Source organism: Colwellia maritima (genome assembly GCF_022669015.1).
In the GTDB taxonomy this organism is placed as follows: Bacteria; Pseudomonadota; Gammaproteobacteria; order Enterobacterales; family Alteromonadaceae; genus Colwellia; species Colwellia maritima.
In genome coordinates, this window is sequence record NZ_JAKKSL010000001.1 from 1,167,225 (window position 1) to 1,189,548 (window position 22,324).

18 protein-coding genes, 1 tRNA gene and 5 pseudogenes are annotated in these 22,324 nt (G+C 37.0%); 14 read left to right on the plus strand and 10 right to left on the minus strand.

From position 1 onward, the window contains the following. The first annotated feature begins 92 nt into the window (after positions 1-92). From rlmB to L3081_RS05885, 14 genes and pseudogenes are all read left to right on the plus strand, one after another. Positions 93-848: a 23S rRNA (guanosine(2251)-2'-O)-methyltransferase RlmB gene (rlmB, locus tag L3081_RS05820; protein WP_242284138.1), complete on the plus strand. Its 756-nt coding sequence runs from the start codon at positions 93-95 to the stop codon at positions 846-848. A 99-nt stretch (positions 849-947) separates the two neighbouring features. After that, positions 948-2,231, plus strand: a complete 1,284-nt coding sequence (locus L3081_RS05825; protein WP_242284140.1) for a DUF945 family protein — start codon at positions 948-950, stop codon at positions 2,229-2,231. Between the two features lie 222 nt (positions 2,232-2,453). Continuing rightward, a pseudogene (locus tag L3081_RS28930) lies at positions 2,454-3,869 on the plus strand (TolC family protein). Between the two features lie 2 nt (positions 3,870-3,871). Continuing rightward, a pseudogene (locus tag L3081_RS05835) lies at positions 3,872-5,208 on the plus strand (efflux RND transporter periplasmic adaptor subunit). Then, positions 5,205-8,303 (plus strand): annotated as a pseudogene (locus L3081_RS05840) (efflux RND transporter permease subunit). The pseudogenes L3081_RS05835 and L3081_RS05840 overlap by 4 nt, the downstream one beginning before the upstream one ends. Positions 8,304-8,642: 339 nt before the next feature. Beyond that, positions 8,643-9,060, plus strand: a pseudogene (gene rpsF, locus L3081_RS05845) (30S ribosomal protein S6). Between the two features lie 10 nt (positions 9,061-9,070). Further along, positions 9,071-9,406: a primosomal replication protein N gene (gene priB, locus L3081_RS05850; protein WP_242285596.1), complete on the plus strand. Its 336-nt coding sequence runs from the start codon at positions 9,071-9,073 to the stop codon at positions 9,404-9,406. 50 nt (positions 9,407-9,456) lie between these two features. Continuing rightward, positions 9,457-9,684, plus strand: a complete 228-nt coding sequence (rpsR, locus tag L3081_RS05855) for a 30S ribosomal protein S18 (protein ID WP_242284141.1) — start codon at positions 9,457-9,459, stop codon at positions 9,682-9,684. A gap of 18 nt (positions 9,685-9,702) precedes the next feature. Further along, a complete protein-coding gene (gene rplI / locus L3081_RS05860; RefSeq protein ID WP_242284143.1) occupies positions 9,703-10,155 on the plus strand; it encodes a 50S ribosomal protein L9 in 453 nt (150 codons plus the stop codon). 189 nt (positions 10,156-10,344) lie between these two features. After that, positions 10,345-12,097, plus strand: a pseudogene (dnaG, locus tag L3081_RS05865) (DNA primase). A 199-nt stretch (positions 12,098-12,296) separates the two neighbouring features. After that, positions 12,297-14,162 (plus strand): RNA polymerase sigma factor RpoD, encoded by a 1,866-nt coding sequence (rpoD, locus tag L3081_RS05870; protein WP_242284145.1) that lies wholly within the window; start codon positions 12,297-12,299, stop codon positions 14,160-14,162. A 315-nt stretch (positions 14,163-14,477) separates the two neighbouring features. After that, positions 14,478-14,554 (plus strand) — tRNA-Ile (locus L3081_RS05875). 418 nt (positions 14,555-14,972) lie between these two features. After that, positions 14,973-15,986, plus strand: coding sequence for an ankyrin repeat domain-containing protein (locus tag L3081_RS05880; protein WP_242284147.1), 1,014 nt, complete (start codon positions 14,973-14,975; stop codon positions 15,984-15,986). Beyond that, entirely contained in the window at positions 15,979-17,151 is a 1,173-nt protein-coding gene (locus L3081_RS05885) for a trypsin-like peptidase domain-containing protein (protein ID WP_242284148.1), read from the plus strand. The genes L3081_RS05880 and L3081_RS05885 overlap by 8 nt, the downstream gene beginning before the upstream one ends. Positions 17,152-17,423: 272 nt before the next feature. Here L3081_RS05885 and L3081_RS26450 read toward each other — a convergent pair whose 3' ends face one another. The 10 genes from L3081_RS26450 to L3081_RS28040 all read right to left on the minus strand — a co-directional run bounded on the left by L3081_RS26450 (position 17,424) and on the right by L3081_RS28040 (position 21,933). Then, positions 17,424-17,558, minus strand: coding sequence for a hypothetical protein (locus L3081_RS26450; protein ID WP_274620338.1), 135 nt, complete (start codon positions 17,556-17,558; stop codon positions 17,424-17,426). Positions 17,559-17,638: 80 nt separating this feature from the next. Next, complete coding sequence (locus tag L3081_RS05890; protein WP_242284149.1) at positions 17,639-18,313, minus strand: primase-helicase family protein; 675 nt, start codon at positions 18,311-18,313, stop codon at positions 17,639-17,641. Continuing rightward, positions 18,255-18,518 carry a hypothetical protein gene (locus L3081_RS05895; RefSeq protein ID WP_242284150.1) on the minus strand — a complete coding sequence of 88 codons (264 nt, stop codon included), beginning with the start codon at positions 18,516-18,518 and terminating at the stop codon, positions 18,255-18,257. The genes L3081_RS05890 and L3081_RS05895 overlap by 59 nt, the downstream gene beginning before the upstream one ends. After that, positions 18,496-18,768, minus strand: a complete 273-nt coding sequence (locus L3081_RS05900; RefSeq protein ID WP_242284151.1) for a hypothetical protein — start codon at positions 18,766-18,768, stop codon at positions 18,496-18,498. Before L3081_RS05900 ends, L3081_RS05895 begins: the two co-directional genes overlap by 23 nt. Before the next feature lie 196 nt (positions 18,769-18,964). After that, positions 18,965-19,654: a toprim domain-containing protein gene (locus L3081_RS05905; RefSeq protein ID WP_242284153.1), complete on the minus strand. Its 690-nt coding sequence runs from the start codon at positions 19,652-19,654 to the stop codon at positions 18,965-18,967. Then, positions 19,651-20,040: a hypothetical protein gene (locus L3081_RS05910; RefSeq protein ID WP_242284155.1), complete on the minus strand. Its 390-nt coding sequence runs from the start codon at positions 20,038-20,040 to the stop codon at positions 19,651-19,653. Before L3081_RS05910 ends, L3081_RS05905 begins: the two co-directional genes overlap by 4 nt. 11 nt (positions 20,041-20,051) lie before the next feature. Next, positions 20,052-20,264, minus strand: a complete 213-nt coding sequence (locus L3081_RS05915) for a helix-turn-helix domain-containing protein (RefSeq protein ID WP_242284156.1) — start codon at positions 20,262-20,264, stop codon at positions 20,052-20,054. Between the two features lie 83 nt (positions 20,265-20,347). Continuing rightward, positions 20,348-20,545, minus strand: coding sequence for a helix-turn-helix domain-containing protein (locus L3081_RS05920; protein ID WP_242284157.1), 198 nt, complete (start codon positions 20,543-20,545; stop codon positions 20,348-20,350). 196 nt (positions 20,546-20,741) lie between these two features. After that, positions 20,742-21,248: a site-specific integrase gene (locus L3081_RS05925; RefSeq protein ID WP_242284159.1), complete on the minus strand. Its 507-nt coding sequence runs from the start codon at positions 21,246-21,248 to the stop codon at positions 20,742-20,744. Beyond that, entirely contained in the window at positions 21,190-21,933 is a 744-nt protein-coding gene (locus L3081_RS28040; RefSeq protein ID WP_338027263.1) for a tyrosine-type recombinase/integrase, read from the minus strand. Before L3081_RS28040 ends, L3081_RS05925 begins: the two co-directional genes overlap by 59 nt. Positions 21,934-22,324: the final 391 nt, after the last annotated feature.

Here is a 22,324-nt window from a genome sequence, read left to right on the forward strand (position 1 = left end):
ACTTAATGTTTGAACAGTGATTGTAGGCAAGATTTTAATCACCTATGTTTTGAGCTCTATGCTTGTAACTCTGAGTGATAAAGGCAAATGAAATGGCAAAGAACGAAGAAATAGTATTTGGTATTCACGCAATTAACGCTTTATTAGAAAGTGCACCAGAGCGTTTTATCGAAATGTGGTTATTGAAAGGGCGTGACGATGAACGTTTGTTGCCTATTATCAATTTAGCTCGCAAATATGGAATTCCCGCTCAAATGGTACAAAGACGTGTACTTGATGATAAAAGTGAAGGAGAGCAGCATCAAGGAGTTATTGCGCGAGTAAAGCCAGGTAAAGTTCTCACTGAAAATGATTTAGATGATATTATCAACGCGACAGAAAAACGTGATATCGCCCCATTTTTATTGATTTTAGATGGGGTTACAGACCCCCATAATCTTGGTGCATGCTTACGTAATGCCGATGCTGCAGGTGTACAAGCTATTATAGTACCCAAAGATAATGCGGCAAAGATCACTGCGACAGTACGTAAAGTGGCTGTTGGCGCAGCAGAATCCGTACCTTTAGTACAGGTCACTAATTTATCTCGAACGATGAAACATTTGCAACAAATGGGTATATGGATCGTAGGTACCGCAGGTGAAACGGATACCTGCCTGTATGATGTTAAATTGACAGGTCCTATGGCACTTGTGATGGGCGCGGAAGGTAAAGGTATGCGTCGGTTAACCCGTGAAAATTGTGACCAGTTAGTTAAACTTCCTATGGGCGGCAGTGTATCGAGTTTAAATGTTTCAGTTGCCACAGGTATTTGTTTATTTGAAATGGTTAGGCAACGTTTGATTTGAGGCTACTTTACAGTATAATTTCAGCCTTAATTCAGTGTAAGCACTGATCCACATCCTAAAATATTTTACTCTTACGGAAAAACTCCAGGGACGACCTACATGAAAAAACTCTTAATCGCACTCTTTTTTCTTATCTGTGTAGTATTAATTGCACCTCAATTTATTGGTGGTGTGGTTGAGACTGAGCATCAGCTAGCAATGGAAAAACTCAATGAAAACCCGGCAGTTTCTGTTAATTCAAAGACGTTTAGTCGACAGTGGTTTGATGGTAAAGCCATTACTGAAATTGCGATTAAAGTTGAAGGTGAGGAATTAAATACAATTACTTTTATTGTTGAGGAAAACCTGTCATTTGGTCCCGTTATTTTTACGGACCAAGGAGTAGAATTTGCTTTAAGCTACTCACAGGCAAATATTAATTTTAAAGACTTAATAATTGATGAAGAAATTGAAACCTTTATAAAAGAGAACGTGCATTTAAGCGCGTTATTAACTTTTTCTAAGAATATAGTTACTTATTTGTCGGTTGATGAAGTTGAGAAAGAAATTGATGGTAACAATGTTGTTTCAGCAAAGGCATCAGGTAAATTTACCTTAGATAGCACGAATAGATTTTATGGCAACTTTAATTGGGCGGGTTTAAGTGCAACCACAAATGAGGAAAGCTTTGCCATTGAAAAATTAGCATTTTCAGTGGATCAAACACTGATTGCCGGTGATTATTTGCACGGTGATGCTATTTCTACTGGTGATTTTGACTTCACACTCGCGGCTATTACTGCAAAAGATACTACCGGTAGTACAGTGCTGAAACTAGATAACTTATTGATAAGCGCCATTTCGTCTGTTAAAGACGACTTGATGAATATCACCATGAATTATAGTGCTGATAAAATTTTATCCGCCGGTCAGCAATTAGAAAAAGCTAATCTAGACATTGTGTTTAGTGGGTTAAATATACACGTAATGCAAGAAATTAATACATTTATGTCAAGTTTGTCCGCGGATGGTGAGGCAATGTTTAACGCCGAAAACATGCAACAAATTTCTTTACTTGTTGCTAAGTTATTAGCGGACGATCCTCTTGTTGAAGTTAAAGATTTAAGTGTACAAACACCAGAAGGTAAAATTGAATCGGCAATGAAAATTAGTGTTGATAAAAACTTGTTTGACACAGCAAATATTATGTCGATTATGGCAGCAGTAAAAGCAGATGCCAACGGTAAAGCCCCTATGCCTTTTTTTGATAAACTTGGTCTAGCGCCTATGATTGGAATGTATGTAGATCAAGGCTTTATTATTCAAAAAGAAGATGAACTCAGTTTTAAACTTAACTATGCTCAAGGCAAACTGGATGTTAACGGTAAAATAATACCAATGTAAGTTTGATTCACTGCGCAAGGTCTACGTTTCTACGTATATTCTGTGTTCTTAGTGGTTATAAATATTGGATACTAATAGGTATGAAATATTCAACCACAAGAACACAGCATTAATATATAAATTCTTACGTCATTTATTATGTAATGTTATGTAAAGCAGGTAGTATTTTAAGACAAAACTAAACTAGAATAACAAGATAATAAATCACATTACCTTTAGTTTATGACAATAAAAACCAAGTCATTTTACGTCATCATATCCTCTGTGTTTTTACTGTCTTGCAGTACAACAGGGGAATTAGATGAAAATCTACGTCAATCCCACGTGCCGGCAGCCTGGTCATCTGATCTATCAACCACTCAAATACAAGAAAACTGGTTTGAACAATTACAAAATGATCAGATTTCACAATTAGTAGATATTGCACTTAATCATAATTTTCAACTTAAACAGCAAGCGTTATTAATTGATATTCAACAACAACAATTAATTATGACGGGTAGCACGTTATGGCCTACGTTAGCTATGTCATTAAGTAATAATCGTAGAAAGACCGTATCAGAAGGAGCAGGAGCTAATTATACTAGCAATGCTTCACTTGATCTTAACCTACAATATGAACTGGATTTATGGGGAAAATTATCAGCGGCAGACAGGCAAGCAAATTTAGAGTTAATGGCACAAAAAGCTACGTATGAACAAGCAAAACAGCAACTGGTAGGTGATGTGATAAAAGCGTGGTTTACCGTGATAGAAGCAAATAAATTGTTAGCGCTTTATCAAAAACGAAGTGAAAATACACAGCAAAATCTACTCATTATCGAATCAGGTTACCAAAGCAAGGCTTGAACAGTGCACTCGATGTTTATTTAACCCGTAATGAAGTCAATAACGAGTTGTCACGTGTATCGGACGGAAGAAGCTCAGCTGACACTAGCTACTCGCACACTTGAACAATTATTAGGGCAATACCCCGAAGGAAAACTACTCGTTGATGCACAATTACCCTTATTAGAATCAGATATCCCTATTGGTTTACCTAGTGAGCTAATTTCAAGAAAACCCGCGTTGTTAGCTAGTTGGTATCAATTGCTTGCTAAAAACTCAGCGTTAGCGTATGCCCACAAACAAAGATTCCCAAGTATTAGTATAACCACCTCGTTAACTGATAGTAGAGCCGATATTTCAGACTTGTTGTCTAGTTCTTCATTGGGTTGGTCACTATTAGGTAATATAACGATGCCTTTATTTAATGCCGGTAAGCTTAAAGCAAATGAAGAAAAAGCTCGTTTAACACTGAAACAAACTGAGCAAGCATATTTGTCGACGCTTTATAATGCTTTTGCTGATGTTGAAAATGCGGTAACGACGGAAGCAACGCTGACAGAACGTTATCAAATTATGCTAAAAGCACAAGAAAATGCGATAGCAGCAGAAACTTTATCATTTGAGCAATATCAAAAAGGCTTGGTGGAATACACTACAGTACTCGATGCACAAAGTCGCTCTTATGATGCACAAAGCACAGTAATTCAAATTAAAAATCAATTAATCACTAACAGAATCAACCTGCATATTGCCCTTGGTGGTAATTTTGCGAAATCATCTTCGGCAGAAGTACAAGAGCAGGATAAATAGGTATGACTAAATTAAGTAACGAATCAACAAGTCAATCAACGAACAAAGCAAAAAACCAATCAAAAATTAAAAAAATAATTATTCCAGTAGTCATTATTATAGTTACCTATTTTATTTCTAAAATTATTATTGATAATCCGCCAGAAACTAATCGAGGTAAAGGGGCGGCGGTCGCTAAAATTAGTGTTGAAACTTTAACGTTAGAACCACAGTTATATCCCATTGTTATTAATAGTTTTGGAACGGTTAAACCTAAAACGAGCAGTGTACTTATTTCTCAAGTTTCGGGTGAAATAAATAAAATTAGTCAACAGTTTAGGGATGGCGGCTTTTTTGAAAAAGGCGATGTGCTAGTTGAACTTGATGATAGAGATCATCGTGCGGAAGTAAAAATTAACCAAGCAAGCTTACTTTCAGCCAAACAAGTGTTGTTAGAAGAACAAGCGAGAGCTAAACAGGCATTAATCGATTGGCAGCGATTAGGCAATGGTGCACAAGCGAGCGAGTTGGTTTTGCGTGAACCGCAATTAGCTGCTGCACGAGCGCAAGTTTTATCAGCAGAAGCTAACTTAGAAAAAGCACAATTACAGCTAGAACGCACTAATATTATGGCCCCTTTTGCAGGAAGAATATTATCCAAACATGTTGATTTAGGCCGTGTTGTAGCAAGCAATACTCAATTAGCAGATATTTATGCGGTTGATTATGTTGAAATAAGACTACCCATTAACAATAAAGATCTTAGTTTTATTGTTTTACCCGAAGAATATCGTTCTTCTAATAAAAAGTTGGAAGGGCCTAATGTTAAAATTACGTCTGACTTAATAGGTAAACAACATTGGCAAGGTAAAATCGTACGTACAGAAGGTGCCATTGATGAAAACTCCGGCAGCTTTATATTGTGGCTCAAATTGATGATCCTTATGATGTGAGAAACAAAAGTAAAGTAGCACCAATCAAAATTGGCCAGTATGTTAATGCAGAAATTGTTGGTAAAACCATAGAACAAGCGTTAGTTATTCCTAATAGTGCTATTTATCAAGGCAGCTATGTTTATATTGCAGAAAATATTAACGATAAAACGGTATTACAAAGAAAAGAAATTATCATTCGTTGGCAAAATGCTAATGAGGCTATTATTGAGTCTGGTTTGTCTGTTGGCGATAATTTGGTTCTAACGCCGCTTGGTCAAGTGAGCTCAGGAACACCAGTAGAAATTTCTAGCTCAAATGGTGTAAAGAACAATGGATTAGATAAACAAAAAAGAAACGCGAACATGGGTACTGAAGATATAAAGCCCCGTGACAAAAAGAAGAGAAATAAGGAGAGCAAACAATGATAGCTTGGTTTGCTCGTAACCACGTTGCGGCTAATTTATTAATGTTAACCATTTTGTTTCTTGGCTTATTTAGTTTGTCAGCGAAAATACCCCTTGAAGTATTTCCTACTTTTGCAATGGATCAGATATCAATTAATGTTTCTCTTCGTGGGTCAACGCCAGAAGATGCAGAGCAAGGCGTTTCTATTCGCATAGAAGAGGCAGTACAAGACTTAGAAGGTATTGAACGGATCATTAGTCGTTCTTCAGAAGGTTCGGCCTCTGTCGTCGTTGAAATTGACTCTGCCTACGATGCAAGAGAAATGTTAGCCGATATTAAAGCACGAGTTGATGCTATTAATACTTTCCCCGTGGATGCTGAAAAGCCTATCGTTGCATTAGCTGAGCGCAAGCGTGAAGTGATTGCCGTCACTATTGCGAGTATCTATGGTGAGAAAGAAATAAAAGAATTTGCAGAAAAAACCCGCGACGATTTATTACAAATATCAGGTATAACTCAGCTTGAACTTAGCGGTGTTCGCGATTACGAAATAGCGATAGAAATATCACAAGATAAATTACGTCAATATAATTTGAGTCTAAGCGACGTTTCTTCTGCTGTTGGCAGTTCAAGTAGCGATATATCTGCAGGGAATATTAAAACTCAAGGTGGCGATATTCTTATTCGTTCGAAAGGACAAGCTTATCGTAAAGACGAATACGCCCGCATAGTGATAAAAACGAATAGCGATGGTTCGATGTTAACACTTAATGATATTGCGACCATTAAAGATGACTTTGAAGAGACACCAGTTAGAACACGTTTTAATGGCAAGCGCGCAGCTTTTATTGATGTTTATCGTATTGGCCAACAAAGTGCTACCGAGGTTGCTGACAAAGTTAGGAGCTATATAGAAAATCGTCAAGATACATTACCTTATGGTTATGAGTTAAGTTATTGGGATGATGATTCTCAAATTGTAAAAGCGCGTATTGCCACATTAACAACGAATGCGATGCAAGGTGGCATTTTAGTTTTTGCCTTGTTGTCTCTATTTTTACGACCTTCTATTGCTGTTTGGGTATGTGTTGGAATTCCTGTTTCTTTTATGGGCGCTTTTATTGTTATGCCGTTTATGGGCATCACCTTAAATGTAATGAGTTTATTCGCCTTTATTTTGGTACTAGGTATTGTGGTGGATGACGCTATCGTTACTGGTGAGAATATATATACTCACTTACAAAAATCAGAATCAGGTACAGAAGCAGCCATTCGAGGAACCGAAGAGGTGGCCACGCCCGTTACCTTTGGCATATTAACCACCGTTGCGGCTTTTTTACCACTTGCCTTTATTGAAGGTAATCGAGGACCTATATTTGCACAGATACCGGTCGTAGTTATTCCCGTGTTAATTTTTTCACTAATTGAATCAAAATTTGTATTACCTTCGCATTTAAAGGGGTTAAAGCTTCGCCACCAAAGCAAACTGAACCTGGAAAGTTTGAACGGTTTCAGCGTAATTTTGCTGACGGCTTCGAAAGCGTAATCTTGCGTTACTATCAGCCATTGCTTGGGGTTGCTTTAAAGCATAAATTAACCACATTAAGTTTATTTTTGGGAATATTCTTTATTATTGTTTCTTTGGTTATGAGTGGTTGGACTAAGTTTATATTTTTTCCACGTATTCCTAGTGAAACAGTGCGGATGAGCTTGACTCTTCCTGTTGGAACCCCTTTTGATGTTACTAACAACTTTGTCATTGAAATTGCTGATAAAGCGAAAGATTTACAAAATAAATATCGAGATGAAGATACAGGTAAAAGTGTCATTCTGAATATACTAGCTACGACAGGTGGTCGTGGTGGTGCGTCTAATTCAGGTGGTGTCCGTTTTGAAATTACACCGCCAGAAGAAAGAGAATTAGCCATAACGTCAAGTGAACTTGTGCGAGAATGGCGGCAAATTATTGGTGTAATTCCAGGGGCTGAAAGTCTTACTTTTAGAGCGGAAACAGGTCGTTCATCAGACCCTATTGATGTGCAACTAACTGGTAGCTCGTTAACAACGCTACAAGAAGTCGCCAATAAAGTTAAAACTCGGTTAAGTACTTATCCAACTGTATTTGAAATTGAAGATAGTTTGTCTGATGGTAAAGAAGAGTTACGTATAGAACTTACCAAGCAAGGTAAAGCCGTGGGTCTCACGCGGGTTGGTATTTCACAACAAGTGCGTAGTGCTTTTTTTGGTGCTGAAGTTCAACGTATTCAGCGTGGTAGAGATGATGTGCGAGTAATGGTACGTCTACCGAATGAAGAGCGAAGCTCGATAGCAAACTTGGAAAACCTATTAATATCGACACCACTTGGTGGTAATGTTCCGTTATCGCATGTTGCTACCTTAATTCCAGGGCAAAGCCCATCAACAATTAATCGTATTGACCTTTATAGAACGGTTAATGTTACCGCCGATGTTGAAAAAACCAATACAAATATGACCGTGCTTCAGGCGGATTTAAAAACCTATTTAGATGAATTGGTTAATCAATACCCTGGGGTTAAACATTCATTAGAAGGAGAGGCAAAAGAACAGCGTGAATCTTTTAGCTCCTTGGGGCCGGGCATTAGTTTTTGTGTTTTTCATTATTTATGTGTTGTTAGCTATTCCGTTTAAATCTTACTTACAGCCATTAATTGTAATGAGCATTATCCCCTTTGGTATGATTGGTGCGGTAGTTGGTCATTGGATAATGGGGGTAGATTTAAGCATTATGAGTTTACTTGGCTTACTCGCCTTAGTAGGCGTAGTGGTAAATGATTCATTAGTACTGGTTGACTTCATAAATAAAAAACGTGAAGAAACGAATGATTTAATGAGCGCTGTATTAATTGCAGGTGCCTCACGTTTTAGACCCGTAATGCTAACCAGTTTGACAACTTTTATCGGTTTAATGCCATTACTATTTGAAAAATCAACGCAGGCACAGTTTTTAATCCCCATGGCGATTTCATTAGGGTTTGGTATTTTATTTGCTACGTTTATTACTTTGTTGCTTATTCCTGTTAATTATATGTTGGCAGAACGCGTGAAGAACTTATGGCCCATTAAGATTAAATAACCTTTATTAGGTTTACGAAATATGCCACTAACGGCTATTTTTACTAACTTTTGTATTAAATTTACTGGCAATAGGTAAGCTATTGTCACGTAATTTTTTTGAATGATGTAAAAATAGCAGACTAGAAGGGGAAGTTGTTTTTAATCATTATATTTCAATTGTTTAAGTATATCTTAAACTGGAGTCAGGTTAAATACAGTAAGACGAAATAAGATCTTGCATTAACAGGGTGGTTTACCTACAATACGCGTCCTTAATTCAGTCCGAACTTTTTGTTCCTTGCCTCAACTGGTGTTGACTGAGCCAGGCGATGAGGCTACAACCCATAAGGAGCTCGTAATGCGTCATTACGAAATCGTATTTATGGTTCACCCTGATCAGAGTGAACAAGTGTCTGGTATGATCGCGCTACACAGACTTGATCAATACTGCTGAAGGCAAAATCCACCGTCTAGAAGACTGGGGTCGTCGTCAGTTAGCATACCCAATCAATAAATTACATAAAGCACACTATGTTCTTATGAACATTGAAGCGCCACAGTCAGTTATTGATGAGCTTGAAACTTCTTTCCGTTATAACGATGTTGTTATTCGTAACATGATCATGCGTACTAAAGACGCGGTAACTGAAGCATCGGTAATGGCTGCTGCTAAAGAAGACCGTCGTGAAGTTAAGAAAGATGTTGCTGCTACGTCAGCTGAAACTGAAGAAGTCTCTGAAGAAGAGAGCTCTGAAGAAGTAGCTAACGAAGAATAAGTAATCTGTGATGCTCTCGCAAGACTCTTTGAAAGACTCTTTACAAGAGAATGTCCTTGTGTTGACCGGTTCAATAGTCAAAACGCCAAAACAGTCAACAAGCCCGGCGGGTATTACTCATAGCCAGTTTTCAATAGACCATAAGTCTATACAAAATGAAGCAGGTATGAATCGACAAGCATTTGTCAGAATACAAGTTGTTGCAACAAGTGAACTATCACACTTAACTCGTGAATTAGTTGTTGGGCAAACGGTAAAAGTGACGGGGTTTATTAACCGTCATGAATCAAGAAATGGTAATCCATTACTTGTTTTACATGCACAACAGATCGAAATGATTAATTAGTGTTTTATTTTTACATTAGGTTATAAATAAAATCGTATTCGGAGAATATTATGTCTCGTTTTTTTAGACGTCGTAAGTTTTGTCGCTTCACAGCGGAAGGCGCAACATCTGTTGATTATAAAGATATTGCCACGTTAAAAAATTATATCACTGAAAGTGGTAAAATTGTTCCTAGCCGTATCACAGGTACTGCTGCTAAATACCAACGTCAATTAACTCGTGCTATCAAACGCGCTCGTTACTTGGCATTGTTACCATACACTGACTTACACAAGTAAGCTAATAAGGGGTTTATAATGGAAGTAATTCTTCTAGACAAAATCGCCAAATTAGGCGGCCTTGGTGACAAGGTATCTGTTAAATCAGGTTATGCACGTAACTACTTATTACCGCAAGGTAAAGCAGTTTTTGCATCAGCAGCTAACGTAGAGCACTTTGAAGCACGTCGTGCTGAATTAGAAGCTGACCTAGCAAAAGTTCTAGCATCTGCAGAAGCTCGAGCAGCTAAAATTGTTGAATTGGCTGAAATTACTATCGCATCTAAAGCAGGTGAAGAAGGTAAGTTATTCGGTTCAATTGGTACTCGTGATATCGCTGACGCGATCACAGAAGCCGGTGTAGAGTTAACTAAAGCTGAAGTACGTTTACCATTAGGTGCAATTCGTGAAACTGGCGAATTTGAAATCGCTATTCACTTACACACTGATGTTGATACTAGCATCAAAGTAATTGTTATCGCTGAAGCTTAATTGCTGAATTAGCGTAGGTTGGTATTCATTCCAACAGACACTACTTATAAAATACCGCATTATTTTTAATACTGCGGTATTTTTTTGTCTTTTTGACAAGCATGATATAAAAATAAATAGTTTCTAGCGCAGCATAAATGTCAGGTATAATGACCCCCTTAATTTTTAAACGACAAAAATAATAGCAGTATGGCCGGACGGATTTCTCGACAATTTATTGATGACTTATTAGCGCGCGCTGATATTGTCGACTTAATTGATGGCCGTGTTCCTTTAAAAAAAGCAGGCAAAAATTATCAAGCTTGCTGCCCCTTTCATAATGAGAAATCTCCCTCGTTTACGGTTAGTCAAGATAAGCAGTTTTACCACTGTTTTGGCTGTGGTGAACACGGTAATGCTATTTCATTTTTAATGGAATTTGACCGTTTAGATTTTGTTGATGCGGTTGAAGAGCTAGCCAGTCATTGTGGTATAGAAGTTGTTCGTGAAGAAAATAATGCTAGCCCAAGACAACAACGTCAACAACAACTCGCATATCAACAAAAGCAAGACGATTACGAACTGATGAATCAAGTGAGTCGCTTTTACCAACAGCAATTAAAAACGGCAGTGGATAAAGAAACGGCCATTAACTATTTAAAAAGCCGAGGGCTAAGTGGCGAAATAGTGAAACGTTTTGGTATTGGATATATCAGTGATGCATGGGATGGCATGATGAAGGTGTTTTCCCCCAAGGTAAAACCAATCAGCAACTCGTTGAATTAGGTATGGCAATACAGGGCGATAAAAATAGACCTTATGACAGATTTCGTGCGCGTATTATGTTTCCCATTCGGGATAAACGTGGCCGTGTAATCGGGTTTGGTGGTCGTGTATTAGGGGATGAAAAACCTAAATACCTTAATTCACCAGAAACGCGTGTTTATCACAAAGGACAAGAGTTATATGGTTTATATGAAGCCAAACAAGCGAACAAAAATTTAACACGTTTGGTGGTTGTTGAAGGCTATATGGATGTTGTCGCGCTAGCTCAACATGGCGTAGATTATGCTGTGGCATCCCTAGGCACGTCTACCACTTCTGAGCAGATGCAAACCTTATTTCGTACCGTAAAAGAAGTTATATGTTGTTACGATGGCGATAGAGCAGGGCGAGATGCCGCATGGCGAGCAATGGAAAATGCTTTACCGTTAATTCGTGATGGTTTTTCGTTGAAATTTGTTTTTGTGCCAGAGGGTGAAGATCCTGATTCGTTAATTCGTGAGAAAGGTCAACAAGCGTTTGAAAAAATTCTTGATGAAGCGATGCCATTATCGCAATTTTTGTTTGATAAATTTTTGGAAGACAACCCTGTTAATAGTATGGAAGAAAAAGTTACCTTAATTGATAAACTGCAGCCTTACCTTTTTAAATTACCTGACAGCATTTTAAAAAATACTATTATTGATGAAATGTCATCGCATTTTGGCGTAACAAGTGAAAAACGCTTATTAGAATTACAAAAACTGAATGCGAGCCCAAGTAAAAAAATAGTACGTAAACAGACTAAAATTACCCCCGTGAGATTAGCTATTGCATTACTTTGGAACATCCCCATATAGTAAATGAATTAGAAGATATTTCAGTATTAGAGCCGTTAGATGTTCCCGGCGTTGAGTTACTTAGTCAGTTATTACAGTTATGCCAAGCAAAGCCAGACATAAAAACAGCACAATTATTGGAATATTTTCGGGATACAGAACAAGGTAAACAGCTAGCAAAATTAATGTGTTGGGAACATCATGTGGCTTCTAATGCCGCTGCAGATGTTTTTCTTGATAGTATTGAAAAGTTGCTGAATAACTTTGTTGAAAAGCGCACTGAATTTTTATTGCAAAAGGCACGAATAAAGCAAATAACGCATCAAGAAAGGCAAGAGCTATTAGCAATACTGAATGGCTAGACTCTTATTGACCTTACGGGAGTATACTTTTGTTATTGATTTAAAGAAGACTAAAGGCTCAATACTAAATTCAATGGTGGAAATAGTGCAAAAAACTCGCTATAATTTCCTGCTTTATTTTGTGCAATTTTTTACTGCCCCATATTTATAATATTGTTTTTAAAAACCATATATACCAGACATAGGTGGATACTCGTCAATGGAAAAAGCCCCTCAATCTAGATTGAAAGATTTAATAACCAAAGGTAAAGAACAAGGTTATTTAACGTTTGCGCAAGTTAACGATCATCTTCCTCAAGATATTATCGACTCAGATCAAGTCGAAGATATTGTTAGTATGATCAATGATATGGGCATTCAAGTTTTTGAAAATGCTCCTGATGCTGACACGCTAATGATGAGTGAAGCTAATACAGATGAAGATGCTGCCGAAGCTGCAGCTCAAGCATTAGCAACGGTAGAAAGTGAAATAGGTAGAACAACTGATCCCGTTCGTATGTATATGCGAGAAATGGGTACAGTAGAATTACTTACGCGTAAAGGTGAAATTGTTATCGCCAAGCGTATCGAAGAAGGCATTAAAGAAGTACAACACAGTGTTTCTGAATACCCACCGGCAATCAACTATCTATTAGACATGTGGGATAATTTTGAAGCTGAAGAAGTACGCTTAACTGACATTATTGTTGGCTTTTTAGACCCTGATGCTGAAGATGATGATGTTGCTGCTGCAGCAACACACGTTGGCTCTGAATTATCAAAAGAAGAACTTGATGATGAAGATAGCGATGACGACGATGATGAAGATAAAGACAAAGATGATGACAGTGAAGAAGAGGAAGAAGACACAGGACCCGATCCTGAGTTAGCCCGTGAAAAATTTACAGCCTTACGTGACGCCTATGAAAATGCCAATAAAATCATAGAGAAAAAAGGGCGTGGTCATCAAGATGCACAAGACGCAATTGATGCCGTTGCCGAAGTATTTAAAGAGTTTCGTTTAATCCCTAAATTGTTTGATCGACTTGTGAAAAACATGCGTAGTGTTATGGATAGATTGCGCGTGCAAGAACGTTTAATTATGAAGCACTGTGTTATGGGTGCAGGCATGCCTAAAACTACCTTCATTAAAATTTTCCCTGGTAATGAAACTTCAAAAAATTGGTTTGAAGCAGAAAAAGCGGCAGGTCATAGTTATTCAGCCAAACTTGCTGATATTGAGCTTGACGTAGAACGTTGTATCTACAAATTAAATCAGATTGAAGAAGAAACGAACTTAAATATTCATGGCATTAAAGATATTAATCGCCGTATGTCTATCGGCGAAGCAAAAGCACGCCGTGCGAAAAAAGAAATGGTTGAAGCTAACTTACGTTTGGTTATTTCAATTGCGAAAAAGTACACTAACCGTGGCTTACAATTCTTAGATTTAATTCAAGAAGGTAATATTGGCTTGATGAAAGCCGTTGATAAATTTGAATACCGTCGTGGTTATAAGTTCTCAACTTATGCAACGTGGTGGATTCGTCAAGCTATTACTCGTTCAATTGCTGACCAAGCGCGTACCATTCGTATCCCGGTACATATGATTGAAACGATCAATAAATTGAATCGTGTTTCTCGTCAAATGTTACAAGAAATGGGACGTGAGCCAACACCTGAAGAATTAGCTGAACGTATGATTATGCCTGAAGATAAAATTCGTAAGGTGTTAAAAATTGCTAAAGAGCCTATTTCAATGGAAACGCCTATCGGTGATGATGAAGATTCACACTTAGGTGACTTTATTGAAGATGGTAGCGGTGAGTTACCCGTTGATTCAGCAACGTCAGAAAACCTTAAAGGCGCAACACATGAAGTACTTGCCGGCTTAACCGCACGTGAAGCTAAAGTACTTAGAATGCGTTTTGGTATTGATATGAATACAGATCATACCTTAGAAGAGGTTGGTAAACAGTTTGATGTAACCCGTGAGCGTATTCGCCAAATTGAAGCGAAAGCACTACGTAAATTACGTCATCCTTCACGTTCTGAACAACTGAAAAGTTTCTTAGATGGTGAGTAAACTTATCATTAGTTTTAACTAATGTGAAAGAGCTGTTTAAGTTAATTAAGCGGCTCTTTTTTATTAAGCAGTTTAGCCTTAGTTTCCAATGTTAAAAGCGTTAAAACTCAAGAATTAAAGAAAAAAGATAAACCAGAATAAGCAAATAGTTTAAGTTTACAATTGTTTTGTTCATTAATAGACCAGTTGAACGGCTTTTATCTTTTTTTTCATGTTCAGGTGGTGACAATAAAATAAAAAATGCTTATACTGCTCGCGCTTAATTAGACTGTTTGTCCTAAATAGTATAATTAAGTATATACATTCCACGTATATGGCCCCTTAGCTCAGTTGGTTAGAGCGCCCGACTCATAATCGGTAGGTCCAGTGTTCAAGTCACTGAGGGGCCACCACTTTTTATTCGAAATATCAGTAACTTGAATAATGTTTAGCTCCAAATATGAATTTATTATATTTTTTGGGACGCCTATTGGACGCTTTGTTGTTTAGGTCTTGATAGTTAATTAGCATTAAAGTGTTTCCCATATCCAATTACATCATCCTGCGCATTTTAGTGAGTTACTTTTCTTGTTCTGTATTCTGCTTCACCGACAAAGTTTTAAATAGTTATACTAAAAACTCTTTATAAGCTAGCTTAGGTGTTTTTAAAAATTTTGTGAAACAACACAAAACAACACATATTGAATGTATCAATATTGTTTCTTTGATAAAGTATTACTGCGATAAATAGTATCATTACTTACAATGAAATAGATAAGAGTATGAATTATTGCAAATAGTTATTCCCAATCGATTATATAAAGGATTTATATGAGAACCAGTAAAAACATAATATTAGTATTGTTATGCATTTTCTATTTGCAATCATGTACATTAAGTCCGCAACATGCGATACGAAATAATGACTTAGATTATGTTAAAAATATTCAATCTTCAGAAGTGAACTTGCAAATATTGAAGATGTGGACCCCTTTGCATTACGCAATAGTTCAAAGAAAAACAGTCTTTGTTGATATATTATTAGATAAAGGAGCAAACCCTAATACCGCTAATCAATTTGGTATGAATGCTTTCCTTGCTGCAGTGAACACTAATCAAGTCGAAATCGCTGAAACACTTTTAGAAAGTCATGGTGCAAATGTTAACCATTTGAATAATAAGAATGTTGGGGCTGTAGAGCTTGCGGTAGTTCAAGGTAATATAGAGATGCTTGAGTTATTGATAAAGCATAATGTGGATGTAAATACTGTTAATGTGAAAAATGCATCACCTATAGCATTAGCAGTAAGTAAATCTAACGACAAAATGTTAGGCATGCTTATTGATGCAGGAGGGGATGTTAATAGAGTAGGAAATAACCCAACTGCTATGTTAATAAATGCAGCATATGGTGGAAACAAAGAAATAGTCACTTTGCTGATCAATGGAGGAGCAAAGCCTAATGCTGCTAATGAATATGGAAGGACTGCTTTGCTTGCTGCTGTAAGCATGAATCAAGTCGAAATCGTTGAAACACTTTTAGAAAGTCATGGTGCAAACGTTAACCATTTGAATAATAAAAATGTTGGGGCTGTAGAGCTTGCGGTAGTTCAAGGTAATATAGAGATGCTTGAGTTATTGATAAAGCATAATGTGGATGTAAATACTGTTAATGTGAAAAATGCATCACCTATAGCATTAGCAGTAAGTAAATCTAACGACAAAATGTTAGGCATGCTTATTGATGCAGGAGGGGATGTTACTTATACAAATAACAATTCAGCTCCTTTGCTCACGGATGCTGCATATATCGGAAATAAAAACCTAGTTGTTTTCTTTGGTTAAATCAGGTGCCCCCATAAATACAACTAGTACCAAATACAATACACCGTTAAACCAAGCTATAATCAGCTTTCGTTTTGAAATAACAAAATATCTTTTAAATAATGGTGCAAAAATAGATCATGTAGGACCTAAAGCCAATACAGCACTACATTACGCCACGTTGAGTCAAAAAGCTGATTTATTTAAGTTAATAATGCATTTTAAACCTAATGTAAATGCGGTAAATAGGGAAGGGAATACCCCGCTAATAATGGCCGTAATGAAGAATAAAACAAATATGCTTAATGAATTATTAAGTGCCGGCGCTAGTGTAAATGTACAAAATATTTATGGCGATACAGCACTCCATTGGGCTATTAATAAAAAAAATGTCAGCTTAATAAAAGCATTGGTTTCATTTGGAGCTGATCCATATTTGCATAGTGCCGCTAGTGGAACAGCAATGCATATGGCTAAAAATGATTATTACATCCAGTCTTTGTTACAGAGGCCTATACCGCCCGCAAAAGAAAAAATTAAAAAACCAAATAAAGGTGAGCTAATAGGAACAGGTTCAGGTTTTGTTATTAATGATCTTGGTTACATAATAACGAACTATCACGTGGTTGAAGGCTGTAATGGCACTGAAGTTTTTAGTAATTCAACTCAATATCCGGCAAGAGTAGTACACGTAGATAAACATAATGATCTTGCCGTTTTAAAAGTGAATTTGCTCACTGATGATTATGTTCATATCAGTAATAAGGAAGTTCATGATTTAGGTGAAGAAGTTGTTGTACTTGGCTACCCTTTAATTTCTCTTATGGGTAATACTATTAAACTGACAACAGGAAGCTTAAGTGCATTATCGGGGCTTGGTGGTGATTCAAGCAATTATCAAATTTCTGCACCTATTCAGCCAGGTAATAGCGGCGGCCCTGTTTTCGATTCTACAGGCGCTGTAATTGGTGTAATTGTGAGTAAGTTATCAGATAGTTATATGTTAAAAAGTCAGGGGAATGTACCTCAAAATGTAAATTTTGCAATAAAATCGAATATATTAAAAGCGTTTTTAAAAGCCAATAAAGTGAAATATCACCAAAGTTCTCGTTCAAATCAGCTTAGAGCTAAAGATATATACAAACTGAATGAAAATGCAGTAAAAATGTTACTTTGTTTTAATTAGTATAAAAATATCGCGTTTTTGCTGTGCCACCTGTACCATTTGTCACTAAAGCCGCATACAACAATGGCTCTGAGTGGTGTCGGTACTTAATTTACTTGTACTATTTATGTTTATTACCCCTACCACCTGTACCATATTATTAATAATTACCCTTAAAGTGGTATAGGTGGTATAGCTCTGGTATAGGTGTAAAAAAAACTGTGACAGTTATAAGCCTTTATTAATGTACTTCTTAGCTTATTGGTATAGGTGGTATAGGTAAATTAGTAATATTAGAAAATATCATCACTGTTATGGCCTAAGCTTTTAGCAAATTTCATTCTAATATCTTCACTATTGGGTAATTCATAGTATATGCCTTTGTTGCGGCCTGCTCGTCCAATTTTCTTTATATTAAACCCTACCATTGCTTTTCCTATTTGGCTTCGGGCGCTTGCTTGTGTTGTTGTTAGACCATTGCTTTCAGTCCATTGTATATAGAGTTCTATTAAGTCGTTAGCGAAAAGCCTAGCCGCTTCATGAAATGGTTTTGGTTTGTGTAACTCATCATAAAAAAAGAAAGTATCGGAGGTAAGCTTGATAGCTTTTCTTCAATCAATCCTTTTGTTGCAGGCGCCTTGTATGGTTCAAATAAAGTAATATCAATGTTAAGCAAATATTCAAGAAAATAAGCAGCACCATCACCATCAATCAAAGCGTTTAACTCACTAAAGTATTTTTTATCATCAACTCGTTTCGATGATGGCTCTAAGACTAAAAACCGTCTCTCTCTAGTGCCGGCTCTTAATATTTGGCTATGATTACCGGCAAAGATAAACCGTGCAAAATTTGGCACTGGCTCGGCATCAATACCTTTTAGCTCCAAACTGATTGTAGGCTCTGAGATAATCCCTTTTACCTTGTCAAATACCACCTTACTGGTTAGGTCGACTTCGTCACCAAAGATAAGCAGCTTACCGGCAATAACAGAATTAAATCGGCCTGTTAACTGGTAATGCCCATTAACCTGATTAGCATTTAAACCAAGCATTTTTTTTAGTAATTTATAAAGCGTTCCTTTACCTGTTCCCTCTGCTGATTTCATCAATATAGCAACGGTGGGCTTAACGGCGGCTTTTGGAAGATATGCGCCTTGACCATTGAATAAAATACGTTGAAGCAATGCTATCACCACCACATAAAACATCATGAACATGGTTAAGTATTAATGTAACGTCACCATATACCGCCTCACAACCAAAGCCCCTAAAGGTGTTAAATAGTTTAATAGGTGCTTTTGAAACATCAGGATAATAGCCAATACCATCAGAATAGAATGATTTATCTGACCACTTAAACCATGCTTTACCTTGATTTAATCCAAGCAACTTTAGGCATATGTTCAAAGTAATTATAAAAGTCTTTAATGCTTTCAAACGTCATTCGCTCGCCATCCACTGAGCATGGCTTAAAGGTCATTACTCTATGTTTAGCACCTATGACAATATGACTATACTTATCGTTCATCTTGGTTAGTGTGGCGAGTTCGCTATTAGTAACCATTTGATTGTTTATTGTTACTGGCTCTGGTGGCGCATCTGCAGTGGATTGCTCTACTACATTATTATTTTCTTTCATGATACCGCCTTGTTATTTAGGCTTTGTTCGTAGTCGTTCCAATCGGTTAAGCCCGCAAGCTTTTGCTCAAAGGTGAACGGTGGAAACGCTGTCTTACCTCTGATAATAGAGGCAGCATTAATCGCCTTATCTTTACCCGTGTTACTCCCTGTTTTACGCTCGGTTAAGTAATCATCGTCACCCGTGATAATGATTTCTATATCAGGCCAACGCGGCGCGCAATTTTAGCAACGGGCGCTAAGTTGTTGGCATTCATTGCGGCTAATACTGGATAGCCTGTTATTTGGTGAACACTAACAGCGGTTGAAAAGCCCTCGGCAATATACAAGCGCGTTAATGGTTCATTGTTAGGTAGTTCAATAGGGCAACATAAACCCGTAACCCTGCCGCCTTTGGTGAATTTTTTAAAACCTTGCTCGCTAATGATTTGCACGTTTATTAACACTGGCTTATCTAAGTTGTAATCAACTAACGGCACAATTAACAAGTTATCCTTACACCTGATCACGTTGGGCGCATTAATGCCCTTGTCGATTAAGTATTGGTGTTCGGTTACGGGTTTTGCATGGCTGTAAATATCAAGCGCTTGCCTTGTTGCCAAAGCATGATTTTTTACTCGCTCGGCTTCGGCTGCTTTAATCGCCTTTTGTATTGCTATTTGCTCATGGTGCGTTTGTTTGTGTCCGTCTGGTTTCCACGTTTCAGTAATGCCCCTTTGCCAGTCACCCATGACTAACGTAGGACTTTCATTAAAAGCAATATACCAACCGTTTTTACCTTTGGGTTTTAATTGAGTGCTAACTCGGTGTAATTGTCCATCACATTCTAAAGCATCAAGCAACAAGCCAAAGTTAAGAGCAGCATTTAACTGCTCGTTGTAATTCATGATTCCACCTCATTTTCCCTAGCAATAAAGGGTTGCAACCAATGTTCAATTACATCATGTTCTAACAGTTCAGCATTGCGCTCAGCTCTTTTTTTATTAATGAAATTAACGCCGGCTTTGGCACTTATTAAATCCACTAATGTGTAAACTCGGCCCTTGGTTATGTTTAAACCAATCTTTCTTAAATCACTAGCAAAGGTGCCCGGATTATTAGACTGCTGCTTGCCAACTATTGACCAACGAGTAACACCAGATAGACCGCTTTGTAATAATAGTTCAGCAAACCGCTCTATTTTTAACTGTCTTTTTACCTGTTTTTTGTTATTGTTTGCCATGGCTTCGGCGGTACTTTGTTGGTTCAGGGTATCGCAATTTTTTTTATTCATGAAGTATGCCCCTATTTAATAATGCTTGATTGGATTAATGCAGCTACATCGCTTGCTTTATAGCGAACAATAGATCCAATTTTTACCCAAGGTAAACTCTTGTCGCCGCGCCATCGCTTTTGCTCGAGCGTAGCGGTTTTTAACCCTAGATATTTTGCAGTCTCTTCTGTTGTAAGTAGTGGTGGTAGTGTGTTCAAATAACCTGTTTTAGCTAAGTTTTTCATACTAAATATTCCTGTTTTTTTTAAAAAAAAAGCCCGATTGAGCAAACAATCGGGCTTTCACTTAAAAAATCACATTGGTAATTCTATGTGATTTTACAAATCTCAATAAACTTTTTTACATCCTCTAATTTATACATTATTGACTTACCTTCACCTTTCCAAGGTATGCGTTTGTCACCAAGCTTGCGCATTTTCATAAGAACACGCGGTTTAATATTTAATATATAAGCAACCTCTTTCGAGGTCAGCGATTTTGAAATTTTTTCATTGGTTTTAATCATAATTCACCACAAACAAAAAAGCCCCGCAAGATTGCGAGGCTTATAGATGGAAGTACTTAACAACTTTGAATTTCAGGCATAAAAAAAGCCCATCTGATTAAAGTTGGGCTTCTTCTGGGCAGTAAAATAACAGCTTGGTAAAATAGTATATAAAAGTGGTCGAAATATCAATACCTATAACACTAAATATTTCAATTTAATTGTTTTTAGTTCTACTTGGTGAAGATTCAGAGAGTTGAAATATCATCTTTCTTTTTTCAGACTGACTTAATCCGCCCAACAAAGCAGTTAAAGTTGCATTGATTCTTTCTTCTGATTGTTTAAGTCCCGCGTGTTCCAAAATTGCTTGCTCAATTCTTCGAGTTGGGCCTATTAACTCCTCATGATCAAGAACGATATAACCGGCAGTTACATCATCTGTTCGTTTGTTTTTGTGATTAAGTAATCGCTTTAATGTATAACTGGATACATTTACCGATTCTGCTAACGACCCATAAGTACGGCGTAAATCATGCCAGTTAATATTAATTGATGAGTGGGCATTATTTTCTAAGTTTTCTTTAATTTTTAATATGACTTTTTTTGGGTCGGTAATAATGCGACCGTTTGCATTACCTCTAAAAACATAACACGCTTTATCGTCCTTATTTTCCCAAAGACCTAAGCAATATTCTACGTAAAGACTCCGTAATAGGCAGTTCAAGCTGCTTACCATTTTTAGTTTTATCAATCCAATAATAACTATCTTTTAGATTAACTCTATTCCACTCAAGTCCTAACACTTCACCTTTGCGTAATCCTGTAAATAAAGCAAATTCACAAGCATCACAAACTGATTTGGTGAAATGATTAAACTTTGGGTTATTACGAGTTTCCTTTAGTGCTTCAAGGTAAGCTTTTAATTCTTTGGAGCGAATGCGAGTATTTTTTCTACCAACATGGTTCCATTGTTTTTTGTGAGACAGCTCCTTGACTGGATTGTTAGCAAAAATAAATGCACCGTCATTTCCTCGATATTCTCTATTGGCATAATTAAACAAGGCACGAAGAACTCGTGCCATTAAATCCGCTTGAGCTTTGCTATTCTGACTCACTTTTTTATGTATTGCTGTCACTTCAAATTCATCTAAACGAATCAAAGGTTTCTCTTTCCATGCTTTTAGATAACAATTAATTACCTGACGATAACCAACTATTGTTTTTGGCTTTAATTCTCTATCAAGAAGATAACTCTCAAATGCTTGCCTTAACGTAATAGCGTGATTACTATCTTCTTTGCGCTGTTCATTCGGGTTTATACCATTTTCTATGTCAGTAAGGTATTGGTAAGCTTTCTCTTTTGCTTGCCTTAAATTCATAAGCCCATGCTCGCCAATTTTAACGCGAATATCTTTTCCATTTTTTTTCGTCTAACTTGAAATATTTTTTTACCTGCATTGCTCACACGACAACTGAAACCACTAAAGAAGAATCTCTATACTCCCGACTTCAGTAATAGCTTTAATTCGATCATCACGAAATGAAAAAACTTTAGTCGCACTCATTTTTACTCCTGAAAATCTGGACGCTTATTAGACGCTTTATTCTTCTGGACGCCTATTGGACGCCATTAAAATAGAACTGGATATAATATCAGTAGGGCTATAAGTCATTAATTTTAATAGGTTGTAGTGAGTGGTAGAGTGTAGGGTATTTAAAGCTTTATGGCAAATGACAAACTCATAATCGGTAGGTCCAGTGTTCAAGTCACTGAGGGGCCACCACTTCCTTTTATACTTT